Origin of the sequence: Pseudorhodoferax sp. (assembly GCF_047601025.1) — a bacterium.
Lineage (GTDB): Bacteria > Pseudomonadota > Gammaproteobacteria > Burkholderiales > Burkholderiaceae_C > Pseudorhodoferax.
Genome location: NZ_JASGJZ010000001.1, coordinates 1,982,406 through 1,999,049, shown reverse-complemented (window position 1 = coordinate 1,999,049; position 16,644 = coordinate 1,982,406). Strand labels below are relative to the sequence as shown.

General features: G+C 71.8%; 16 protein-coding genes. 4 read left to right on the top strand and 12 right to left on the bottom strand.

Annotation, left to right across the window (positions count from 1 at the left end; genetic code table 11):
* The first annotated feature begins 114 nt into the window (after window positions 1-114).
* The gene (locus QM782_RS09415) at window positions 115-903 is read left to right on the top strand and encodes an enoyl-CoA hydratase-related protein (protein ID WP_415202656.1); all 789 of its coding nucleotides are present in this window, start codon (window positions 115-117) and stop codon (window positions 901-903) included.
* A 6-nt stretch (window positions 904-909) separates the two neighbouring features.
* Here the strand turns inward: QM782_RS09415 and QM782_RS09410 are convergent, their stop codons facing one another.
* Genes QM782_RS09410 through QM782_RS09390 form a run of 5 tightly spaced genes read right to left on the bottom strand, consistent with a single transcriptional unit; the run spans window position 910 to window position 6,586 of the window.
* Window positions 910-2,061: an L-lactate dehydrogenase gene (locus tag QM782_RS09410; protein WP_415202655.1), complete on the bottom strand. Its 1,152-nt coding sequence runs from the start codon at window positions 2,059-2,061 to the stop codon at window positions 910-912.
* Entirely contained in the window at window positions 2,058-2,714 is a 657-nt protein-coding gene (locus QM782_RS09405; RefSeq protein ID WP_415202654.1) for a LutC/YkgG family protein, read from the bottom strand. The genes QM782_RS09410 and QM782_RS09405 overlap by 4 nt, the downstream gene beginning before the upstream one ends.
* Complete coding sequence (locus QM782_RS09400) at window positions 2,714-4,135, bottom strand: lactate utilization protein B (protein ID WP_415202653.1); 1,422 nt, start codon at window positions 4,133-4,135, stop codon at window positions 2,714-2,716. The genes QM782_RS09405 and QM782_RS09400 overlap by 1 nt, the downstream gene beginning before the upstream one ends.
* Window positions 4,136-4,137: 2 nt before the next feature.
* The gene (locus QM782_RS09395; protein WP_415202652.1) at window positions 4,138-4,914 is read right to left on the bottom strand and encodes a (Fe-S)-binding protein; all 777 of its coding nucleotides are present in this window, start codon (window positions 4,912-4,914) and stop codon (window positions 4,138-4,140) included.
* Window positions 4,915-4,924: 10 nt separating this feature from the next.
* Window positions 4,925-6,586, bottom strand: a complete 1,662-nt coding sequence (locus QM782_RS09390) for an L-lactate permease (RefSeq protein ID WP_415202651.1) — start codon at window positions 6,584-6,586, stop codon at window positions 4,925-4,927.
* Window positions 6,587-6,845: 259 nt separating this feature from the next.
* Between QM782_RS09390 and QM782_RS09385 the strand changes: the two genes are divergently transcribed.
* A complete protein-coding gene (locus tag QM782_RS09385; protein ID WP_415202650.1) occupies window positions 6,846-7,649 on the top strand; it encodes a hypothetical protein in 804 nt (267 codons plus the stop codon).
* Between the two features lie 21 nt (window positions 7,650-7,670).
* Here the strand turns inward: QM782_RS09385 and QM782_RS09380 are convergent, their stop codons facing one another.
* From QM782_RS09380 to QM782_RS09350, 7 genes are all read right to left on the bottom strand, one after another.
* Window positions 7,671-8,564, bottom strand: a complete 894-nt coding sequence (locus QM782_RS09380) for a LysR substrate-binding domain-containing protein (RefSeq protein WP_415202649.1) — start codon at window positions 8,562-8,564, stop codon at window positions 7,671-7,673.
* A 47-nt stretch (window positions 8,565-8,611) separates the two neighbouring features.
* Complete coding sequence (locus QM782_RS09375; protein ID WP_415202648.1) at window positions 8,612-9,673, bottom strand: malate/lactate/ureidoglycolate dehydrogenase; 1,062 nt, start codon at window positions 9,671-9,673, stop codon at window positions 8,612-8,614.
* An 82-nt stretch (window positions 9,674-9,755) separates the two neighbouring features.
* Complete coding sequence (locus QM782_RS09370) at window positions 9,756-11,282, bottom strand: UxaA family hydrolase (protein WP_415202647.1); 1,527 nt, start codon at window positions 11,280-11,282, stop codon at window positions 9,756-9,758.
* 22 nt (window positions 11,283-11,304) lie between these two features.
* On the bottom strand, window positions 11,305-12,699 hold the full coding sequence (locus QM782_RS09365) for a TRAP transporter large permease (RefSeq protein ID WP_415202646.1): 1,395 nt from the start codon (window positions 12,697-12,699) through the stop codon (window positions 11,305-11,307).
* A gap of 3 nt (window positions 12,700-12,702) precedes the next feature.
* Window positions 12,703-13,260, bottom strand: coding sequence for a TRAP transporter small permease (locus tag QM782_RS09360; protein WP_415202645.1), 558 nt, complete (start codon window positions 13,258-13,260; stop codon window positions 12,703-12,705).
* Window positions 13,261-13,287: 27 nt separating this feature from the next.
* Complete coding sequence (locus QM782_RS09355) at window positions 13,288-14,274, bottom strand: sialic acid TRAP transporter substrate-binding protein SiaP (protein WP_415202644.1); 987 nt, start codon at window positions 14,272-14,274, stop codon at window positions 13,288-13,290.
* A 21-nt stretch (window positions 14,275-14,295) separates the two neighbouring features.
* Window positions 14,296-15,024 carry a FadR/GntR family transcriptional regulator gene (locus QM782_RS09350; RefSeq protein ID WP_415202643.1) on the bottom strand — a complete coding sequence of 243 codons (729 nt, stop codon included), beginning with the start codon at window positions 15,022-15,024 and terminating at the stop codon, window positions 14,296-14,298.
* Between the two features lie 103 nt (window positions 15,025-15,127).
* Here QM782_RS09350 and QM782_RS09345 point away from each other — a divergent pair, with 103 nt between their 5' ends.
* Both QM782_RS09345 and QM782_RS09340 read left to right on the top strand, forming a co-directional pair.
* Complete coding sequence (locus QM782_RS09345; RefSeq protein ID WP_415202642.1) at window positions 15,128-15,895, top strand: SDR family oxidoreductase; 768 nt, start codon at window positions 15,128-15,130, stop codon at window positions 15,893-15,895.
* A complete protein-coding gene (locus tag QM782_RS09340) occupies window positions 15,892-16,638 on the top strand; it encodes an SDR family NAD(P)-dependent oxidoreductase (protein WP_415202641.1) in 747 nt (248 codons plus the stop codon). Before QM782_RS09345 ends, QM782_RS09340 begins: the two co-directional genes overlap by 4 nt.
* Window positions 16,639-16,644: the final 6 nt, after the last annotated feature.

The window sequence follows — 16,644 nt, the reverse complement described above, 5'->3', positions numbered from 1 at the left end:
CCGGCCGCGACTCTAGGCGAACGCTTCCCGGCTGGAAATGCGAGAAAGAACATGGTCGCCATGTCCCTGCGCAATGGGGGGCGCTGCTACCGTGCACGCCGAAAGGACGCCGACATGCACGCCAGCCGCTACCGCCATTGCCTGTACGAGGTGGAGGGCCCGCTCCTCACGCTCACGCTGAACCGCCCGCACGTGCTGAACGCGCTGCACCCGGCGGCGCACCGGGAACTGGCCGACGCGTTCGACCGCTACGCCGCCGACCCGGACCTGCGCGTGTGCATCGTGACCGGTGCCGGCGAGCGCGCGTTCTGCGTGGGCACGGACCTGAAGGAGCTGGCCGCCACCGGCGACCACGCCAAGCCGCCGACCGGCTTTGCCGGCATCACCCACCGGTTCGACCTGTGGAAGCCGCTGATCGCGGCCGTCAACGGCCACTGCCTGGGCGGCGGCATGGAGATCCTGGCCGCCTGCGACCTGGGGGTGGCGTCCGAAGACGCCCAGTTCGGCCTGCCCGAGCCGCGCGTCGGCCTGGCGGCGCTCGGCGGCGGCCTGCTGCAGCGCCTGCCGCGCCAGATCGCGGCCAAGGACGCCATGGCCCTGGTGCTGACGGGCGCCCCGATCACCGCGGCCGAGGCCCGGCGCATCGGGCTGCTGAACGAGGTGGTGCCGCCCGGGCAGGTCCTGCCGCGGGCCCGGCAGTTCGCCGCGGAGATCCTGGCCTGCGCGCCGCTCGCGGTGCAGGCCTCGAAGCAGGTGATGCTGCAAAGCATGGCGGTCGCGGACCTGCAGCAGGCGATGCACGAACGCTACGAGGCGGCGCAGCGCATGCTGGCCAGCGACGACGCCCGGGAAGGCCCGCGGGCGTTCGCGGAAAAGCGCAGCCCCCGATGGACCGGGCGCTGACCGTCCTCAGCCCGGGATCGTCCCCGGCAGCAGGATGCTGCGGTCCACGTTGCGGATGTCGGTGTGGCCGCAGAAGGCCATGGTCACGTCCAGCTCCTTGTGGATGATCTGCAGCGCCTTGGTCACACCGGCCTCGCCCATAGCGCCCAGGCCGTAGGCCATGGCGCGGCCGATCAGCGTGCCGCGCGCGCCCAGCGCCCAGGCCTTAAGCACGTCCTGGCCGCTGCGGATGCCGCCGTCCATCCAGACTTCCAGCCGGCTGCCGACGGCCGCGACGATGGCCGGCAGCGCCTCGATGCTAGAGGGCGCGCCGTCCAGCTGCCGGCCGCCGTGGTTGCTGACCACGATGGCGTCGGCGCCGGCCTGCGCGGCCAGCTCGGCGTCCTCCGGGACCATGATGCCCTTGAGGATCAGCTTGCCGCCCCACTGCTCCTTGACCCAGGCGATGTCGGCCCAGGACAGGCGCGGGTCGAACTGCTCGTTGGTCCAGGCCGACAGCGAGCGCATGTCCGACACGCCCTGCACGTGGCCCACCAGGTTGCGGAAGGTGTGGCGCTTGGTGCCCAGCATGCCCAGGCACCAGCGCGGCTTGGTCGCCAGGTTGACGATGTTGCGCAGCGTCGGCCGCGGCGGCGCGGTCAGGCCGTTCTTCAGGTCCTTGTGGCGCTGGCCGATCACCTGCAGGTCCAGCGTCAGCACCAGCGCGCTGCAGCGGGCGGCCTTGGCGCGGCCGATCATGCGGGCCATGGCGTCGCGGTCGCGCATCATGTAGAGCTGGAACCAGAACGGCGCGTTGGTGTGCTCGGCGATGTCCTCGATCGAGCAGATGCTCATCGTGGACAGCGTGAATGGGATGCCAAACTTCTCGGCCGCGCGCGCGGCGTGGATCTCGCCGTCGGCGTGCTGCATGCCGGTCAGGCCGACCGGCGCGATGGCCACCGGCATCTTCGCCGCCTGGCCGGCCATGGTGCAGGCCGTGGTGCGGCCCTCCATGTTCACGGCCACGCGCTGGCGCAGCTTGATCTTCTGGAAGTCGGCCTCGTTGGCGCGGTAGGTGCCCTCGGTCCAGGAGCCCGAGTCGGCATAGTCGTAGAACATCCGCGGCACGCGCTTCTCGGCCAGCACGCGCAGGTCTTCGATGGTGGTGATGACGGTCATGACAGTCCGGATTCTCGCCCCTGCCCGACCAGGAGCACATGCAGGAAGCCCGGCCCGTGCGCCCCGCGCACGTAGCTGCCCTCGATGTCGGTGGTGCCGCTGGGGCCGGTGATCAGGATGGCGTTGCGCGGGATCGCGCCGGCGGCCAGGCGGGCGGCGTAGTCCTCCAGGTAGGGCATCAGCGTGGCCTCGCGCAGCACGACGACGTGGTGCAGCGCCAGGAAGGACAGCAGGATCGGCGCGTGCGGCCCGGAATGCACGACCAGCGAGCCGCTTTCGGCGATGCCGCCCTCGGCCAGGCCCAGGGCCACCGGCTCGTCGGGCGCCAGGGTGGCGTGGCACTCGATGCCGCCCCAGTCCAGCGCGGCGAACTCGGCCGCCGGCTGCAGCGCCACCGAGGGCCGCAGCCCCTGCGCGTCCAGGTAGCGGCGCAGCGCCTGCGGCACCTCGGCCAGCGCGGCGACGCGCTCCAGCGTGGTACCCAGCGCCGTGGCCTTGTTGGCGAAGGCCTCGGCCAGCGTGGCGCCGGCCAGCGCCGGGCGCGACGCGGGGGCGTCGGCCAGCAGCGCGGCGGCCTCGGCGGCGATGGCCTCGGCCGGGCGCGGCGGCGCGGCGGCACGCACGGCGGCGAGGATGCGGTCGCGGGAATCCATCACCGCCCTCCCTTCCGCTGCGCGCGGTACTGCTCCATGAAGGTGCGGCCGGCCGGGCGCGGCAGGTCGCGGCAAGCGGTCCAGCCGCCGGCCAGCGGCAGGCTGGCGATCCAGCCGCCGCGGCCGAACAGCCGCAGCACGCGCACGCCGACGCCGCTGGCCAGCCGGTACAGCGCCGGGCGGCGCGCCAGCTGCGCCCACACCCCCAGCCCCATGCGCAGCGCGCCGGGCTCCAGCCGCTCGCGCCAGCTGCGCGTGCGCCAGGCGCGCAGCAGCGTCGGCAGCGGGATGCCGACCGGGCAGACCTCGGCGCAGCGGCCGTTCATCGTGCAGGCGTTGGGCAGGTCGCGCGAGCCGGCCAGCCCGTCCAGTACCGGGGTCAGCACCGAGCCCATCGGGCCGGGGTAGGTGCCGCCGTAGGCATGGCCGCCAATCTGGCGGTAGACCACGCAGTGGTTCATGCAGGCGCCGCAGCGGATGCAGCGCAGCATCTCGCGGAACTCGTCGGCCAGCATGCGCGTGCGGCCGTTGTCCACCAGCACGATGTGCATCTCCTCGGGCCCGTCGGCGTCGCCGGCGCGCTTCGGCCCGCAGTGGAAGGTGGTGTACTGCGTCAGCTCGCCGCCGGTGGCCGAGCGCACCAGCAGGCGCAGCAGCGCGAAGGCATGGGCGGTCGACGGCACGATCTTCTCGATGCCGGCGGTGACGATGTGCACGCGCGGCGGCGTGGTGGTCAGCTCGGCGTTGCCCTCGTTGGTGACGGTGCAGGTGGCGCCGGTGTCGGCGACCAGGAAGTTCGCGCCCGAGATGCCGACGTCGGCGCCCAGGAACTTGGCGCGCAGCTGGCGGCGGGCGCTCTGCACCATGGTCGGCGGGTCGTCGGCCGCGGGCGGCGGGTGGTGGCCGGCCTTGAACAGCTCGGCCACCTGCTCGCGCGTGCGGTGCATCGCCGGCCAGACGATGTGCGAGGGCGGGTCGCCGGCCAGCTGGATGATGTGCTCGGCCAGGTCGGTCTCGACGCGCTCGATGCCGGCATCGGCCAGCGCGTGCGGCAGGCCGATCTCCTCGCCCAGCATCGACTTGGAACGCGTCACCAGCTTCGCCTTCGCCTCCAGGCACAGGCGGGTGACGATGGCGCGCGCCTCGGCGTCGTCGGCCGCCCAGTAGACCTTGGCGCCGGCCGCGGTGGCGTTGCGCTCGAACATCTCCAGGTAGTAGGCCAGGTTGGCGACCACGTGGTTCTTGATCGCCTTGCCGCGCGCCCGTGCGGCCTCGAACTCCGGGAAGGCCGCGACCGCGGCGGCGCGCTTGCGCTCGGCGTTGCCGGTGGTGCGGTCGATCGCCAGCTTCAGCGTGCGGTCGGCCAGCGCGGCGCGGGCGCGTTCCTTGAAGGGCGGCTTGGCGGCGGCGTGGGCGTGCATGCTCAGCCCTCCTCGCCGATGGCCGGGTCGCGCGCGCCCGCATGGCCGGCCAGCACCTCGATGGTGTGGAAGCAGCGGGTCCGGGCGCCGCGGCGGTGCAGCTTGCCGGCCATGTTCATCAGGCAGCCCAGGTCACCGGCCAGCAGCAGGTCGGCGCCGGTCTTCTCGATCGCCTCGGCCTTCTCGCCGACGATGGCGTTGGAGATGTCCGAGTACTTGACGCAGAAGGTGCCGCCGAAGCCGCAGCAGACGTCGTTGCCTTCCAGCGGGCGCATCTGCAGCCCCTCGACCTGCGCCAGCAGCCGGCGCGGCTGCGCCGCCACGCCCAGCTCGCGCAGGCCGGAACAACTGTCGTGGTAGGTGGCGGTGGCGTCGAGATGCCGGCCCCGGGGCGCGAAGCCCATCACGTCGGCCAGGAAGCTGGTGATCTCGTGCGTCTTCGCCGCCATGGCCTGGGCGCGCGCGGCCCAGGCGGGGTCGTCGGCCAGCAGCTCCGGGTAGCCGTGCACCATGGTCCCGGCGCAGGAGCCCGAGGGCAGCACGACGTGGTCGTAGCCCTCGAAGGCGGCGATGGTCTGGCGCGCCAGCGTGGCGGTGTCGGCGGCGTCGCCGCTGTTGAGCGCCGGCTGGCCGCAGCAGGTCTGCGCCGGCGGCACCTCGACGCGGCAGCCGGCCTCCTCCAGCAGCTGGATCGCCGCGAAGCCGATCTGCGGGCGCATCGCGTCGACCAGGCAGGTCACGAACAGGCCGACCGTGGGATGGTGGGGCTGGGCGGACATGGCCGAGCCCTCAGTGCACGACCATCAGCGTGAACGGCCAGACGTAGGCCTGCATGGTGACGAACAGGCCCACCAGCGCCGCCAGCGCGATCGAATGGAAGAACACGTAGCGCAGGATGTCGCCTTCGTGGTCGAACCAGCGCGTGGCGGTGGAGGCCACGACGATGGACTGCGCGTCGATCATCTTGCCCATCACGCCGCCGGAGCTGTTGGCCGCGCCCATCAGGTTGCCCGACAGGCCCAGCTGCTCGGCCGCCACCTTCTGCATGCCGCCGAACAGCACGTTCGATGCGGTGTCCGAGCCGGTCAGCGCCACGCCGATCCAGCCCATCAGCGTGCCGAAGAAGGGGTACAGCACGCCGGTGTTGGCGAAGGCCAGGCCGAGCGTGGTGTCGGTGCCGGAGAAGCGCGTCAACGTGCCCAGCGCCAGCATCAGCACGATGGTCAGCAGCGAATAGCGCACCAGCCAAAAGGTCTTGAAGAAGGTGCGCACGATGGCGACGGGGTTGTACTTCATGACCAGCGCGCTGATCACAGCCGCCAGCAGGATGCCGCTGCCGGTGGCCGACAGCAGGTTCAGCGTGTAGACCGCGGCCTCGGGGTGCGGCGTGGTGACCACTGGCGGCACCTTCATGATCAGGTTGTGCAGGCCGTCGATCGCGAACTTGGGCGCGAAGATGCCGTTGAGCCAGTTCTTCACCGGCGGCAGGCCCCAGACGAACACGAACACCGACAGGATGGCCCAGGGCGTCCAGGCCGCGACCAGCGCTTCCTTGGAATGGCGCACCACCGGCTGCGGCGGCTTGGCCTCGGCGGCGCTGATGTCCTTGCCGCGCATCGCCGGCGAGGTCCAGATCTTCTTCGGCTGCCACACGCGCAGGAAGGCCACCAGGCACAGCATCGAGACGATGGCGGCGATGATGTCCACCAGCTCCGGCCCCATGAAGTTCGACACCAGGTACTGCGGGATCGCGAAGGACAGGCCGGTGACCAGGATCGCGGGCCAGATCTCCTTCATGCCCTTGAAGCCGGCGAAGGCCCACACCACCCAGAACGGCACCAGCAGCGAGAACAGCGGCAGCTGGCGGCCGATCATGGCCGTCACCGCGTGCAGGTCGTAGCCGTGCACCTGGGCCAGCGTGATCACCGGCGTGCCGAGCGCGCCGAAGGCCACCGGCGCGGTGTTGGCGATCAGGGAGAGGCCGGAGGCCGCCAGCGGCGAGAAGCCCAGGCCGATCAGGATCGCGGCCGTCACCGCCACCGGCGTGCCGAAGCCGGCCGCGCCCTCGAAGAAGGCGCCGAAGCAGAAGGCGATCAGCAGCAGCTGGATGCGCCGGTCCTCGGTGATGCCCGACAGCGAGTCCTGCAGTACCTTGAAGCTGCCGTTCTGCTCGGTCAGCTGGTGCAGGAAGATGATGTTCAGCACGATCCAGCCGATCGGCAGCAGGCCGGTGAAGGCGCCCAGCATGGCGGCGCGCCCGGCCATATCGGCCGGCATGCCGTAGGCGAAGACGGCCACCGCCAGCGCGGCGAGCAGGCCCATGCCGGCGGCGATGTGCGCCTTGATGTGGAAGAAGCCCAGCGCACCCAGCATGACCACCACGGGGATGGCCGCCAGCGCGGTGGAGATGAACATGTTCCCGAACGGGTCGTAGATCTGCTGCCAGGACATGGCGGATGTCTCCTGAACTGTTGGACGTTGGTCTGAGGACGGGGCGGCGCGGGCTTCGGCCGGTCAGCGCAGCGCGAGCGACTTTACGTGGAGGAGTTCACGCCGTACATGAAAAAATGTTGCGGCGGGGCTTGAAGGTTTTTCACGCGCCGCCCCGTGGCCGGCGCACCCGGGCCGACCGATTCACTGGGTCATTCCACGGAGGCCGACAATGCGGACGCACCCCGGGAGCGTTTGCGCCTGCCGGGGCCGACCGCCCGTGGCACACGACGATGCACACCATGCCCCGGCCGCCGGCAGCCTGACCCCCGAGGCTGCCGAAGCCACGCTCGACGCCCTGCTGGCAGGACGGCGGGTGGCACCGTGCGTCTGGGACGGCCAGCCCGCGTTCGCCAAGCGGCTGTTCCGGCGGCGCCCGTGGGAGGGCTGGCTGCTCGGCGCGTTCGCGCCGCTGCTGCGGCGGCTGCTGGCCCCGGGCCTGCCGTTCACGCCGGTGCGCCGTACCGCGCTGCATGTGTTCGAAGTACAGCGGCTGCGCGAACTGCATGCCGCAGGCGCTGCCGTCCCGCGCGTGCTGGCCGTCGCCCGCAGCGCCTTCGTGATGGAGCCGGCCGGCCGGCCGCTGCCGGCGTGCGGGCGCGACGGCGCGGCGCCCCGTGCGGACCTGCTGCTCGCCGCGGCCGAGGACCTCGCGCAGTTCCACCGCGCCGGCCACTGGCACGGCGGCGCCCAGATCCGCAACGTGGCCTGGAACGGCACCGGCTTCGTGCGCTTCGACTTCGACCGCGCGTTCGACCGCCACTTTCCGCTGCCGATGCTGCAGGCGCTGGACGTGCTGCTGTTCCTCTCCAGCCTGGCCGACATCGACGCGCCCGGGCTGCTGGAGGCGGCCGCAACAGCCTGCTGCGCCGGGGAGGACGGCCCGGTGCTCGGCGTGCTGGCGCGCCTGCGGCCCACGGTGCAGCGGCTCGGGCACGCGGGCTGGATGCGGGCCCTGGCGGCCAAGGAGGCGCGGCGCTGCGAACGCATCGCCGCGGCGCTCGGGCCGGCGCTCGCGCCGTGAGGCGCTGCGCCGCCGCCATCGTCACGGCGCGTCGCGCATCGCCTGCCGCAGCCAGTCCACGAAGGCCGCGCATTCCCAGCGCTCCAGCGCGCCCGGCCGCCAGCACAGGTAGTAGCTGTGCGGCGACGGCACGCTCTGCGGCGACAGGCGCACCAGCCGCCCGCTGTCCAGCCAGCCGCGGCCGAGCCGCAGCCGCGTCAGCGCCACGCCGAAGCCGGCCACGGCCGCGTCCAGCACCAGGCCCAGGTCGTTGAACTGGGCACCGCTGGCCGGCTCGGGGCGCTGGATGCCGCAGGCGCGGAACCAGGTGCGCCAGGGCTCCAGCGGCGTGCGGATCAGCCGCGCGCGGCCGACGTCCTGCTCGCTGGCGAAGCCGTCGAAGGGGCCGGCCTCGTGCAGGTAGTCGGGGCTGCAGACCGGGCAGACCGTGTCGGCCAGCAGGTGCATGGATTCGCGCTCGGGGAACGGGCCGGTGCCGAAGCGCACCTCCAGGTCGGCCTCGCCGTCCACGACGTGGGCGCCCGGGATGGCCACCTGCAGCGTCAGCTCCACCTCGGGATAGGCGTGGCGGAACAGCGCCAGCCGCGGCAGCAGCAGCTCGCGCGAGAAGGTCGGCGTGACGGCCAGCCGCAGCCGCGTCGGCGCGCCGGCCTGCGCGTCGCGCCCGGGCACCTGCTGCAGCGCGGCCAGGGCTTCGCGCACCCGCGCCAGGTAGGCGGCGCCCTCGGCGCTGAGCGTGAACTCGCCGCGCGTGAACAGCTTGACGGCCAGCTGCGTCTCCAGTTGGCGGATGCGGTGGCTGACGGCGCTGGGCGTCACGCTCAGCGCCTCGGCCGCCTGGGTGACGCTGCGCAGCCGCGCCAGCGCCTCGAAGGCCTGCAGCGCCTGGATCGGGGGAATGCGGACGGGGGCCATCGGAGCCGCATCATGACACCGGCCGGCCGCGGCCGGTGGCGGCCGGATCATCCGGCGACCGCCCAGCCCACCTTGCGCCCGGCGTCCACGATCTCCTGCCAGGTCGCGTCGTCCAGCACGATGCCTTCGCGCGCGCGGCGGGCGCGGGCCTCGCGCTCGGGCTCGCCGGCGATGCGCACCCGATCGTGGCCCTGGCCGGCCGGGGCCTGGCGCAGCCAGTCGACGAAGGCCGCGGCCTCCCGCTCGAAGGCCGGCCGGGTGCCGAGCTTCGCCGGGTCGATCAGCACCGCCAGCATGCCGTTGAGCACCGTGCGCGCGGTGTCGGCGGGGCGGTGCCAGGTGCCGCCGCCGGTCAGCGCGCCGCCCAGCAGCTCGCAGGCCACGGCCATGCCGTAGCCCTTGTGCTCGCCGAAGGTCATCAGCGCGCCGAACAGGCCCTCGCCCTGCGGCACGACGACCACGCCGGGGTCGGTGGTCGGCCGGCCCTGCGCGTCGATCAGGTAGCCCTCGGGCACGCGCTCGCCCTTGTTGTGGGCCACGCGCATCTTGCCCTGCGCCACGCGGCTGGTCGCGAAGTCGAGCACGAAGGGGGGCTGGCCTTCGAGCGGGATGCCGATGCAGCACGGGTTCGTGCCGAAGCGCCCGTCGCCGCCGCCGAACGGCGCGACCACCGGCCGCGACAGCACGTTCACGAAATGCAGCGACACCAGGCCCGCCTCCACCGCCATCTCGGCGAAATGGCCGATGCGGCCCAGGTGGTGGCTGTTGCCGACCGTCACGATGCAGCTGCCGTGCCGCCGGGCCCGCTCGATGCCCATGCGCATGGCCTGCTCGCCGACGATCTGGCCGTAGCCGCGCTGGCCGTCCAGCGCCAGCATGGTGCCCAGGTCCACGCCGGCGCGCACGCCGGTGTTGGGCTTCAGCCCGCCTTCCAGCACCGCGTCGACGTAGCGCGGCACCATGCCCACGCCGTGCGAGTCGTGGCCGGACAGGTTGGCCAGCACCAGGTTCGCCGCGACCTTGTCGGCCTCGGCCTGCGCGCTGCCGGCGGCGGCCAGCACGTGGGCCACGAGGTCCTGCAGCTTCTCGGGGGTGAGGGTCTTGCTCATGAGGGCTCCGAAGTGGGGCGGCCGCCGCTGCCCCGCCGGAGGGAGGCGCCGCACGACCGCGGGGAAGGGAAGGCCGGGGCGCTCACATCACCGCGCCCACCTGCCAGGGAACGAACTCGCTCTGGCCGTAGCCGTGCCGCTCGCTCTTGGTGGTCTGGCCCGAGGCGGTGGCCAGCACCAGCTCGAAGATGCGCTGGCCCATCTGCGCGATGCCGGCCGTGCCGTCGACGATCTCGCCGCAGTTGACGTCCATGTCCTCTTCCTGGCGCCGCCACAGCGCGGTGTTCGTGGCCAGCTTCAGCGAAGGGGCGGGCGCGCAGCCGTAGGCCGAGCCGCGGCCGGTGGTGAAGCAGATGAGGTTGGCGCCGCCGGCGACCTGGCCGGTGGCGCTGACCGGGTCGTAGCCCGGCGTGTCCATGTAGACGAAGCCGTGCGCCGTGACCGGCTCGGCGTATTCGTAGACCGCCTCCAGGTTGCCGGTGCCGCCCTTGGCGACCGCGCCCAGCGACTTCTCCAGGATCGTCGTCAGCCCGCCGGCCTTGTTGCCGGGCGAGGGGTTGTTGTTCATCTCGCCGTCGTTCAGCGCGGTGTAGCGCTCCCACCAGCGGATGCGCTCGACCAGCTTCTCGCCGACCTCGCGGCGCACGGCGCGGCGCGTCAGCAGGTGCTCGGCGCCGTAGATCTCGGGCGTCTCCGACAGGATGGCCGTGCCGCCGTGCGCGACCAGCAGGTCCACCGCCGCGCCCAGCGCCGGGTTCGCGCTGATGCCGGAGTAGCCGTCCGAGCCGCCGCACTGCAGGCCGATGGCGATGTGCGCGGCGCTGCAGGGCTCGCGCACGACGGCGTTGGCGCGCGGCAGCATGGCCTCGATCAGCGCGATGCCCTTCTCGACCGTCTTGTGCGTGCCGCCGGTGTCCTGGATGTTGAAGGTGCGCAGCGTCTCGCCCTCGACCAGGTGGCCGCTGGCCAGCCAGGCGTTGATCTGGTTGGCCTCGCAGCCCAGGCCCACGACCAGCACGCCGGCGAAGTTGGCGTGCGTGGCGTAGCCGGTCAGCGTGCGCTCCAGGATGCGCATGCCCAGGCCCTCGGTGTCCATGCCGCAGCCGGTGCCGTGCGTCAGCGCGACCACGCCGTCCACCTGCGGGTAGGCGGCCAGCGCCTGCGGGTTGATGCGGCGCGAGAAATGGTCGGCGATCGCGCGCGCGGCGGTGGCCGAGCAATTCACGCTGGTCAGCACGCCGATGTAGTTGCGCGTGGCCACGCGGCCGTCGGCGCGGCGGATGCCCAGGAAGCTGGCCTCGCGCCGCGCCGGCGGCGGCCGCACGTCGGCGCCGAAGGCGTAGTCGCGGGCGAAGCCCCCCTTGTCCGGCCCCATGTCCAGGTTGTGCGTGTGCACGTGCTCGCCCTGCGCGATCGGCCGGCTGGCGAAGCCGATGATCTGGTTGTAGCGGCGCACCGGCGCGCCTTGCGCGATGTCGCGCGCGGCGATCTTGTGGCCGGCGGGCACCAGGCCGCGCACGGCGAAGCCTTCGACGCTGGCGCCGCCGACCAGCTGGCCGCGCGCGATCACCACGTCGTCGTCGGGGTGCAGGCGGATGAAGGGGGTCATCGGAAAGCCTCCCGCAAGCGCATCAGAAGAACATCCTGGGCAGCCACAGCACCAGCTCCGGCACGTAGGTGATGATGGCCAGGCTCAGCAGCAGCGGCACCAGCCAGGGCAGGATGGCCATGGTGGTGCGCTCGAAGGAGAGCCCGGCCACGCGCGCCAGCACGAACAGCACCAGGCCCATCGGCGGGTGCAGCAGCCCGATCATCAGGTTCAGCACCATGACCAGGCCGAAGTGCACCGGGTCGACGCCCAGCTGCGTGGCGATCGGCAGCAGGATCGGCACGAGGATGGTGATCGCCGCCGTGGGCTCCAGGAAGCAGCCGACGAACAGCATCAGCAAATTGGCCAGCAGCAGGAACACCCAGGCCTCGCGCGTGAAGCCCAGCACCCAGGCGGCGATGTCGGTGGTCACGCCGGTGGCCGTCAGCATCCAGCCGAAGATGGACGCGGCCGCGACGATGAACAGCACCGTCGCGGTGGTCTCGATGGTCTCCAGGCAGACCTTCAGGAACATCTTCCACTGCAGCGTGCGGTACCACAGGAAGCCCAGGATCATGGCCCAGACGCAGGCCGCGATCGCGCCCTCGGTGGGCGTGAACAGGCCGGTGCTCATGCCGCCGATCAGCAGCACCGGCGTCATGATGGGCAGCAGCGCCTCGAACCGGAAGATGCGGTCGAGCACGAACAGCGAGGCCAGGCCCACGAACACCGCGGGCTGCGCCGGCACGTCCAGCTTGGCCACGACCAGCCACAGCAGCAGCGGCCAGCCGACCACCACCGCCAGCTCCGACAGGGCCTTGACCAGGCGCGGGCCGGAAAACTGCATGTCGCGGCCCCAGCCGTTGCGGTGCGCGTAGTAGGCCACCGTCAGCATCATCAGGATGGTCATCAGCAGGCCCGGCATCAGTCCGGCCAGGAACAGCGCGCCGATCGAGACGTTGCCCATCATCCCGTAGATCACGAACGGCAGGCTGGGCGGGATGATGGGCCCCAGCGTGGCCGAGGCGGCCGTGACGCCGACCGCGAACTCGGTGCTGTAGCCGTGCTCCTTCATGGCCTTGATCTCGATCGTGCCGAGGCCGGCCGCGTCGGCGATGGCGGTGCCGCTCATGCCGGCGAACACCACCGAGCCGACGATGTTCACGTGGCCCAGGCCGCCCTTGAGCCAGCCCACCAGCGCCAGCGCGAAGTTGTAGATGCGCGTGGTGATGCCGGCGTTGTTCATCAGGTTGCCGGCCAGGATGAAGAACGGCACGGCCAGCAGCGGGAAGCTGTCGATGCCGCTGACCATGCGGTGCACCACCACGAACGGCGGCAGGTCGCCCGAGATCAGGATGTAGACCAGCGAGGCGCCGGCCATGGCGATGGCCACCGGGATGCCGCCGGCCATGAAGACCAGGAACAGGATCTTGAGCATGGGTCAGCGCTCGTCGATGGTGGATTCGGGGCGCTCGAGCACGCTGTAGCCGCGCGACCAGTGGATGCGCGCGACCTGCAGCGAGCGCCAGGCCATCGCGACGAAGCCGACCAGGCACACGCCGTAGACGATGTTCATCGGCGCGTCGATCACGGTCATGCGCGTGTTGCCGCCGATCTTGAGCATCATCTGCACCGTCATCACCGCGGCCGCGACGAAGAACGCGGTGCGCACCACGTCGACCAGCCGCGACAGCCAGCGGCCCATCGCCGCCGGCATGTGGCGGTAGAAGAAGTCCACCTGGATGTGGTTGTTCTTGCGCACGCCGATGGCCGCGCCGATGAACACCACGCCGATCAGCATGTAGCGCGCCACCTCCTCGGTCCAGGCGGCCGAATCGTTCAGCACGTAGCGCGTGACGAACTGGTACAGCACGGTGGCCCCCAGCAGCCAGAACAGCAGCAGCGCGACCCAGCCCTCGGCGATGGTGCCGGACAGGTCGACCGCTTCGTCCTCGGCGTGGAAGTGGCCCTCGTCGTCGATGATCCTGTGCTCGGACATGGCGTCTCCCGGCGTTGGCTCGGCGGCCTACTGGATCGCCACGATGCGGTCGTAGTCCTGCTGGCGGTAGCCGTGGTCCGTGGGCTTGGTGTTCTTCAGCACGGCCTCGCGGAAGGCGTTCTTGTCCACCGTGATCACGTTGTTGCCGCGCTTCTTGAACTCCTCGACCAGGCGCGCCTCGGAGGCGATGATCTCGCGGCCGGTCTTCTCGGCCGCTTCCTGCATGACCTCGGTGAAGATCTTCTGCTCGTCGGCCGACAGGCGCTTCCACAGGCTGCCGGAGACCACCGTCAGCAGCGAGTCGACGATGTGGCCGGTCAGCGAGATGTTCTTCTGCACCTCGTAGAACTTCTTGGCCTCGATCGTGGGCAGCGGGTTCTCCTGCGCGTCCACGGTGTTGTTCTGCAGCGCGAGGTAGACCTCGGCGAACGCGATCGGCGTGGCGTTGGCGCCCAGCGCGCGCGGGAAGGCCAGGTAGGCCGGCGCGTCGGGAACGCGGATCTTCAGGCCCTTCATGTCCTCGGGCTTGGCCACCGGCCGCGCCGCGCTGCTGGTGACGTGGCGCGCGCCGTAGTAGGAGAGCGCCGTGATGTGGTTGCCGGTCTTGTCGCCGTAGCCCTTGGCCAGTTCCCGGAACACGTCGCTGCGGGCGTACTTGAGCTGGTGCTCGGCGTCGCGGAAGATGAACGGGAAGTAGGTGATGGCCAGCGGCGGGTAGCTGCGCCCGGAGAAGCTGGCGCCGCTCAGCACGATGTCCACCGTGCCCAGCGTCAGGCCCTGGTTGATGTCGGCCTCCTTGCCCAGCGTGGAGGCCGGGAACACCGTGATCTCGTACTTGCCGTTGGTGCGCTTCTTGATCTCCTCGCCGGCCCAGACCGAGTACTTGTGGAAGGGCTCGGAGGTCTCGTACACGTGGGCCCACTTGAGCTTGGTCTGGGCCTGGGCCGGGCCCAGGGTGCAGGCCAGCACGGCGGCCAGGGCCAGGGTCTTGAGCGTGCGGCGCTTGTCGGGCATGGTGTCGTCTCCTTGGTGTCGTCAGGCGGGGGTGGGGAAATCCTTGGCGCGCCGCCAACTGGCGGAAAAGCGCTGGTGCGACTTGTCCATGTGCGTGTGCATCGCCGCACGCGCGGCGCCGGCGTCGCGCGCGGCGATCGCGCCGCGGATGGCCTCGTGCTCGGCGATCGCCATGCGCCAGGAGGCCACGGTCTCGAAGTAGCCGCCCAGCCGCGTGAAGATGGGGCCGCGGCGCGAGTCCCAGAAGCCCTGCACGGTCTCGGTCAGCACCTGGTTGCCGCAGGCCTGCACGATGGCCAGGTGGAAGGCGCGGTCGCCCTCCAGCGGCATGGTGTTGCGCGCGGCCGTGGCGCGCATGTCGTCCAGCGCCTGGTCCATCGCCTGCAGGTGGGCGCGCTTGCGCTGCCGCGCGGCGATGGCGGCGGTCTCGCCCTCGACCACGCGGCGCGCGCGGATCAGCTCCAGCGGCCCCCATTCGTTCTGCGCGGCGGCCGCCGCCGGCGCGGCCGAGCGGCGCGACCGCCCGAGCACGTACACGCCCGAGCCGGTGCGCACCTCGACCCAGCCCTCGACCTCCAGCGCGATCAGCGCCTCGCGCACCGAGGGGCGGCTCACGCCCAGCTGCTGCGCCAGCTCGCGCTCGGCCGGCAGCCGCGCGCCGACGGCGAACTCGCCCTGCGCGATCAGCTCGCGCAGTTGGTCCGCGATCTGGCGGTACAGGCGTTGGGGGGCGACGGATTGCAGCGGCACGGGTCTAGGGATAGTCCTGAATTGGCCAAGTGGTCAGGCCAATTGATACTGGCACGGCTTCCGGAGGCGACCCATCCGGCGAAACCCTGAACGAGGAGAGGCGATGCGGGATCGAGGCAGATTGCAGGGCAAGAGGGTGCTGGTCACCGCGGCCGGCCAGGGCATCGGCCGCGCGGCCGTGCTGGCGATGGCGGCCGAGGGCGCCGAGGTCTGGGCCACCGACGTCGACGCGTCGCTGCTGGCCGCCTACGCCGGCGCCGAGCGCGTGCACGCCGCGCGGCTGGACGTGCTGGACAAGGCGGCGATCTTCGCGGCCGTGGCCGCGATGCCCGGCATCGACGTGCTGTTCAACTGCGCCGGCGTGGTGCACAACGGCGCCATCCTGGACGCCACCGACGACGACCTGGCCTTCGCGCTGCACCTGAACGTGCGCGCGCAGTTCTGGGCGATCCAGGCCGCGCTGCCGCGCATGCTGGCCAACGACGACGGCCGCGGCGGCCAGGGCCGCGGCAGCATCGTCAACATGGCCAGCGTCTGCAGCAGCCTGAAGGGCCTGCCCAGCCGCTGCGTCTACGGCACCAGCAAGGCGGCCGTGGTCGGCCTGACCAAGAGCGTGGCGGCCGACTACGTGACGCGCGGCATCCGCTGCAATGCGATCGCGCCGGGCACCGTGGACACGCCCTCGCTGGCCGAGCGCATCAACGCCTACGACGACCCGGTGGCCGCGCGCGCGGCCTTCGTCGCGCGCCAGCCCATGGGCCGGCTGGCGCAGGCCGAGGAGATCGTGCCGGTCGTGGTCTACCTGGCCAGCGACGAGTCGCAGTTCGCCACCGGCCAGGTGTTCTCGGTCGACGGCGGCATGACGATATGAACCAGCTCGACCTGCAGGGCCGCCACGCCGTCGTCACCGGCGGCGCCACCGGGCTGGGCCTGGGCATCGCGCAGCGCCTGCTGGCCTCGGGCGCCACGGTCACGCTGTGGGACGCCAACGGCCCGGCCCTGGCGCAGGCGCGCGTCGCGCTGGGCGCGGGCGCCGACGCGGTGCAGACCGACGTGGCGCGGCACGCCAGCGTGGCCGAGGCCGCGCGCCGCACGGCCGACGCGCACGCGGCCATCGACATCCTGGTCAACAGCGCCGGCATCACCGGCCCGAACGTGAAGCTGTGGGACTACCCGCCCGAGGACTGGGAGCGCGTGCAGCAGGTCAACCTGAACGGCCTGTTCTTCTGCTGCCGCGAGATCGTGCCGCTGATGCGTGCGCGCGACTACGGCCGCATCGTCAACATCGCCTCGGTCGCCGGCAAGGAGGGCAACCCGAACGCCAGCGCCTACAGCGCCAGCAAGGCCGGCGTGATCGGGCTGACCAAGTCGCTCGGCAAGGAACTGGCCGACACCGGCATCCGCGTGAACTGCATCACCCCGGCGGCCGTGAAGACCGCGATCTTCGCGCAGATGACGGCCGAGCACATCGCCTTCATGCTGGGCAAGATCCCGATGGGCCGCTTCGGTACAGTCGAGGAGGTGGCCGCCATGGTCGGCTGGCTGTGCTCGGAGGAGTGTTCGTTCACCACCGGCGCAGTGTTCGACCTGTCGGGCGGCCGCTCCACCTATTGAACCGTT

What these genes read in the sequence shown, in the direction of transcription:
- QM782_RS09415 (WP_415202656.1), top strand. Translation starts at nt 115, where the DNA reads ATGCACGCCAGCCGCTACCGCCATTGCCTGTACGAGGTGGAGGGCCCG.
- QM782_RS09410 (WP_415202655.1), bottom strand. Translation starts at nt 2,061, where the DNA reads ATGACCGTCATCACCACCATCGAAGACCTGCGCGTGCTGGCCGAGAAG.
- QM782_RS09405 (WP_415202654.1), bottom strand. Translation starts at nt 2,714, where the DNA reads ATGGATTCCCGCGACCGCATCCTCGCCGCCGTGCGTGCCGCCGCGCCG.
- QM782_RS09400 (WP_415202653.1), bottom strand. Translation starts at nt 4,135, where the DNA reads ATGCACGCCCACGCCGCCGCCAAGCCGCCCTTCAAGGAACGCGCCCGC.
- QM782_RS09395 (WP_415202652.1), bottom strand. Translation starts at nt 4,914, where the DNA reads ATGTCCGCCCAGCCCCACCATCCCACGGTCGGCCTGTTCGTGACCTGC.
- QM782_RS09390 (WP_415202651.1), bottom strand. Translation starts at nt 6,586, where the DNA reads ATGTCCTGGCAGCAGATCTACGACCCGTTCGGGAACATGTTCATCTCC.
- QM782_RS09380 (WP_415202649.1), bottom strand. Translation starts at nt 8,564, where the DNA reads ATGGCCCCCGTCCGCATTCCCCCGATCCAGGCGCTGCAGGCCTTCGAG.
- QM782_RS09375 (WP_415202648.1), bottom strand. Translation starts at nt 9,673, where the DNA reads ATGAGCAAGACCCTCACCCCCGAGAAGCTGCAGGACCTCGTGGCCCAC.
- QM782_RS09370 (WP_415202647.1), bottom strand. Translation starts at nt 11,282, where the DNA reads ATGACCCCCTTCATCCGCCTGCACCCCGACGACGACGTGGTGATCGCG.
- QM782_RS09365 (WP_415202646.1), bottom strand. Translation starts at nt 12,699, where the DNA reads ATGCTCAAGATCCTGTTCCTGGTCTTCATGGCCGGCGGCATCCCGGTG.
- QM782_RS09360 (WP_415202645.1), bottom strand. Translation starts at nt 13,260, where the DNA reads ATGTCCGAGCACAGGATCATCGACGACGAGGGCCACTTCCACGCCGAG.
- QM782_RS09355 (WP_415202644.1), bottom strand. Translation starts at nt 14,274, where the DNA reads ATGCCCGACAAGCGCCGCACGCTCAAGACCCTGGCCCTGGCCGCCGTG.
- QM782_RS09345 (WP_415202642.1), top strand. Translation starts at nt 15,128, where the DNA reads ATGCGGGATCGAGGCAGATTGCAGGGCAAGAGGGTGCTGGTCACCGCG.
- QM782_RS09340 (WP_415202641.1), top strand. Translation starts at nt 15,892, where the DNA reads ATGAACCAGCTCGACCTGCAGGGCCGCCACGCCGTCGTCACCGGCGGC.